6 protein-coding genes are annotated in these 4392 nt (G+C 45.9%); 1 reads left to right on the top strand and 5 read right to left on the bottom strand.

Features of this window, described 5'->3' with window-relative positions:
* Positions 1-120: 120 nt before the first annotated feature.
* The 5 genes from JWH17_RS22870 to JWH17_RS22850 are packed head-to-tail and all read right to left on the bottom strand — an operon-like array spanning position 121 to position 3902.
* Entirely contained in the window at positions 121-1140 is a 1020-nt protein-coding gene (locus tag JWH17_RS22870; RefSeq protein WP_205225023.1) for a tyrosine-type recombinase/integrase, read from the bottom strand.
* Positions 1137-2120, bottom strand: coding sequence for a tyrosine-type recombinase/integrase (locus JWH17_RS22865; RefSeq protein ID WP_205225022.1), 984 nt, complete (start codon positions 2118-2120; stop codon positions 1137-1139). Before JWH17_RS22865 ends, JWH17_RS22870 begins: the two co-directional genes overlap by 4 nt.
* Positions 2104-3285 carry a tyrosine-type recombinase/integrase gene (locus tag JWH17_RS22860; protein WP_205225021.1) on the bottom strand — a complete coding sequence of 394 codons (1182 nt, stop codon included), beginning with the start codon at positions 3283-3285 and terminating at the stop codon, positions 2104-2106. The genes JWH17_RS22865 and JWH17_RS22860 overlap by 17 nt, the downstream gene beginning before the upstream one ends.
* Positions 3275-3694: a hypothetical protein gene (locus tag JWH17_RS22855; RefSeq protein ID WP_205225020.1), complete on the bottom strand. Its 420-nt coding sequence runs from the start codon at positions 3692-3694 to the stop codon at positions 3275-3277. Before JWH17_RS22855 ends, JWH17_RS22860 begins: the two co-directional genes overlap by 11 nt.
* A gap of 16 nt (positions 3695-3710) precedes the next feature.
* Positions 3711-3902 carry a hypothetical protein gene (locus tag JWH17_RS22850; RefSeq protein ID WP_205225019.1) on the bottom strand — a complete coding sequence of 64 codons (192 nt, stop codon included), beginning with the start codon at positions 3900-3902 and terminating at the stop codon, positions 3711-3713.
* A gap of 243 nt (positions 3903-4145) precedes the next feature.
* Between JWH17_RS22850 and JWH17_RS22845 the strand changes: the two genes are divergently transcribed.
* The gene (locus tag JWH17_RS22845; protein WP_205225018.1) at positions 4146-4385 is read left to right on the top strand and encodes a hypothetical protein; all 240 of its coding nucleotides are present in this window, start codon (positions 4146-4148) and stop codon (positions 4383-4385) included.
* Positions 4386-4392 lie beyond the last annotated feature (7 nt).

The following is a 4392-nucleotide window of genomic DNA, read 5'->3' as shown; positions in this document are numbered from 1 at the left end:
ATTTGTTCTATCATTTCAAGATATTCCGCTATTTTTGGGAACAATTCTTCTTTCCCATGCAACATAACTTATATTGGCATTTCCTACTTATCCGCCAACCTTACGGAGTTCAGAAGTCCCCTAAAGGCTATCAAGCCACTTTAAAATTTCCTCCTTGTTTTCCCAGTCGACCAGTTCATTTATCTTATCATCCTGATTAAGTAAAGATTGTGTATGGGTGATAAATTTTTTCTGGATCCTCTCTCGGTGATTTAAATCAAGGTGCAGATAGATCATTGTAGATTTAATGCTTTCATGGCCGAGACGATTTTTTATGTCTGATATAGGGTGCCCTGCCAGAAGCATATTCACCGCACAAGAATGCCTGAAGCTGTGAGCAGGGTTGAGGTCTTTCAACCGTTTTGCAGGTAGAGCTCTTTCCAGGTATTTTCGGCAGAGTCGATATATTCCATGACGGGTAAATTCCTTGCCTCGCTGATTGAGAAACAAACGATTCTTGTAGAGAGTATGTGGTGTCGTTCGGTACTTTTCAACATACCGGCAAAGGAGGTCTGTGGTCTTCGGCCAAAGGGTTATCATTCTGAAGCGACCTCCCTTGCCAAGAATGGCCAGCGTTTTTTGCTGTGGATCAAAGAAATCGATATCGAGTGAAGCCACTTCGCCAGCCCTTGCGCCGGAGTCTAAAAGCAGATTGAGTATTGTATAATTTCTGAAGCCTTGTGCTGAACTGAGATTAACGGCATTAAGGACAGCCAGAATTTCATCCTGAGAAAGGAAGCCGATGATATTCCTGTGGTAACGCTTTTGAGGAATATCGAGTATTCTTGCTGCAACCTCTCTTTTGTCAGGATGCATGTAGAGGATCATCTTCGCCATGGATTGTATGGCTGCCAGTCGATGATTTCTGGTTCTGGCGCCATTTTTCCGTTCTTTTTCGAGCCAACCAAGAAAGTCTACAATCAACTCCGGGGTGAGTTGTTCAACCTGTAAAGAGTTGATGGGAGTATCAAGGAGATCGCCGGCAAAAGGTAAAAAGAGGGAAAAAGCATCACGATAGGCCTTGATTGTATTGGGACCGCACCCTTTGATCCGTGGTAAATACTGCTCAAAAAAATAGTAAACACAGTTCGTGAGTTTCATAATTTTGATGGATACATGGTCATAAAATCAACGAGATTACGGCGTTGGTCTGCATCGATCAGCTTGAGGTAATAGATGGTATAGGTGTATTTTTTATGTCCCATATAGACGGCAAGAACAGCTAACGCACTCTGTGGTGAATCACCTCGTTCTTTTACCCGTCTGAGGGTGTTAACTGCAAAAGAATGCCTCAGGCTATGCGGGGTTGTACCACTGATGTTGGTGTTGCCGATAACCTGTTTGGGTTGAGCGAGTCCGATTTCCCTGGTTGCCCGGTGAAAGAAATTTCGAACCTGTTGATTATGCAATCCCTTCGCTGGGCTGCCGATAAGGAGATATGGGCTTTGAGTATCCGTCAGTAGTAACGTGTTGCGAAGCAAGAGATACTCCGACAGATGGTTTGCCACGTCCATGGGGATGGGAATCAGCCGATCCTTGCGGAACTTTGTCTTCCTGATATAGATTGTTCTTTCGTCGGCCCTGAAATCTTTGACTTTCAATCGTAGGGGTTCAGAGATCCGCAAGCCACAACGGGCCAGTAGTTGCAAGGCCATACAGCAACTCATGTCCTTGAGGAAAAAGGCCTGCTTTTCTCTACGGACCTGTCTCCAGGCTGCTTCGAGCAACTGTTCAGTCTCCTGGTCAGAAAAAATAAAAGGGATAATGTTGTTTTCCTTGAAACGGGGAATTCCGGCAAGCGGATTATACTGACAGGATTCAATGCGTACGAGGTATTGAAAAAAGCCGCGCAAGGCGTAGATCACCCTGTTTATTGTATTCCTGCCTATCGCAAGATCTGTCCGCATTTTCAGGAAAAATAGAGATGTCAAGGCGTTGAAGGTGGTCACATGTTCCGTCACCATGTACCTGTCCAGGAGTCTCAGGCTTTTCACACTTGTTGCAGAATAGCCGAGACTTTCTCGATATTCGAGGTATTGCTCCATCTGTGGTGCGAGGAAACTTTCAAACGAGTTCGCCAAGAATAACCCTCCTCATGAGTTTGATATCAATATGGAGATATCTGTTGGTTGCATCAATATCGTCATGACCAAGCATTTCCTTGATCTCAAACAGAGAGACCCCAGCTTCCAGCAATTGCTGTGCGTGGGTATGACGCAGCCAATAGGCGGTAGCCTTTTCAGGTAACCCGGCCTTTTGTATACACGTCTTTATGGCATAGCAAACAGTTTGAGAACTGACAGGTCTGTACGGCCGACAACATTGCAGAAAAAGCTCACGGCAATCGTTTTCCGGACGGCCTCCAACCAGGTAGGCCGCAATAGCCTTCAGTGTTTTTTGCGGGATCGGCATCGTAACCGGCAAGCCGGCCTTACGATATCGTACGCTCATCTCAGCTTTGCTGAATTGGATATCATCCAAGGTCAACCTACTAATTTCCTGAGGGCGCAGTCCCATGGTATAGGCTATATGAACCATGGCATATGCCCGTAACTCTGAAGGTGTACCCGGTGTCCTGTTGTCAAAGAGTTGTTGGGTTTCATCGATGCGCAGGAAGCAGGGTGGTTTTGTCCGCTGGAATATTCGCGGCACTTTGAGCAATGCTGCAAAGTCTCGCTTGAGCACACGACGTACATGGTAGAGATATTTCAGGAAAAACTTGAAGCAACTGCGGTTAAATTTCTGGCTTTGCAGAGCATAAGCTGCATTATATTCCTGCTCAAAGGTGTCTACGTGCTCTATGGTTATTGCCGAAAGGGTGAGATTATGGTGCTTAAGATAGTGATCGAATGCCTCAAGGATTCGCCGTATATGCTGCACCGTTTTTTCCGTGTCGTAACGGGACGTGGCGCAGTAATGCAGATAGTCTTCAAAAAGTTCCGGCAGCCTGGGCCTTGATTTTCTTGGAATGGGCTGAGGAATCTGCTGCTCCCTATACAGGAATTTAGCCAAGCCCCGAACCGCACGTCGCCGCTCATTGCCGTTACCCTGCTGCATAAATTCTTTTAATATTTCAAGGGTAAATATCTCGTCCCATTCCCTTGGTTGTTGTTCTATAAAAAGGCGAAAATCATGCAGGATTTTATGCTGAGTGTCGATGTGTGTATCCGGATATCCCTGTTCGATTCGTTGCAGAAGATAGTGTTCAACTGCCTGCGAGAGTCTTTTTGAATCTTTATGATTCATGATCACGGTTGAATTGTCTGCTGAGTATTTGTTCGATGGTGGCAGGGTCTGACGTTTCCATGTCCTCCCGATTTTGAAGCAACTTGGTGGATTGAATAACAGGTGTTCGCGGCAAGGAGAGGACTTGAAAAAAGGTACCGTCAAAGGCAACCAGGTCTTTGTCTATCAACTGGTTGCGGGCAACGATATACTCATCGAGTGGAAGACAGAGCAAAGAGCAGATCTTGTCATAGTGGTAATAGGAAAGTCCCTGACGATCAGCCACAAGCACCAGGAACAAATACAGGAGCAACTCATGATGGGTGAGGCTGGTAAAAAAACCGCTTCGCAGAAAACGATGGCTGATCCAGGCAAAACTTCCCTCTATCTTCCTGATACGGTTGCAAACAAGGGCTTTTCTATCGACCATGGGCTCCTCCAGGATGTCAGAATGGTTGAATCTTCGCTCCGGAATTCCGCCTCCCATATCCCCGACGGGGGAAATGTTCGACAATCACACCTTTTGCACCGCAAAAATGGCAACAAGGAACGGTAAACGGGTGATCTTGAGGTACCTTATCACGCACAATAGGAGGTGTTGAAGATGCATCAGCCACGGTTTTTTCAGAATCTTGCATTCTTCGCTTTCTTTCGGCTTGTCGATGGGCCTCCCGCCCTTTTGCTGTCTGGCGATATCTTTGCTGGGCTAAGCGGTGTGCTTCTCGCTGGGAATGCAGACGACAAGATTTACAACAGTAGGCCTGTCCCCGCCAACAGCTCCGGCAGACATAAAAGGTTATGCCACACCGCCTGCATGAAACAGCCTTCAGTAAAATAATCTTCATCCTTCCGTCTTGAACAAAAACGGAAGCCGTGATTATATGAAGATGTTTGTGGGGCTTCCGTATTTACGGGATAGCTCTAGAAAGGCTCGAAGTGGCTGCTTCGGGCCTTTCGTCCGTTTTGAATACTTTCCCGTTATTATCGGTCAAAAAAAGGAAGAAAAAGAAGGAAATCCAAAGAAAAGGGAGGAAGAAGAGATAAAAAATGCCAACTACAAAAAGAGGGAAGAAAAGCAAACAGAGAAGAAAAGACACAACATAATTAATCTCGCAACATAATTCCTGT

Origin of the sequence: Desulfogranum marinum (assembly GCF_016918565.1) — a bacterium.
Classification (GTDB): Bacteria; Desulfobacterota; Desulfobulbia; order Desulfobulbales; family Desulfobulbaceae; genus Desulfogranum; species Desulfogranum marinum.
Note: the sequence above shows the minus strand (reverse complement) of the source record. Positions and strands in the feature narration are given on the sequence as shown.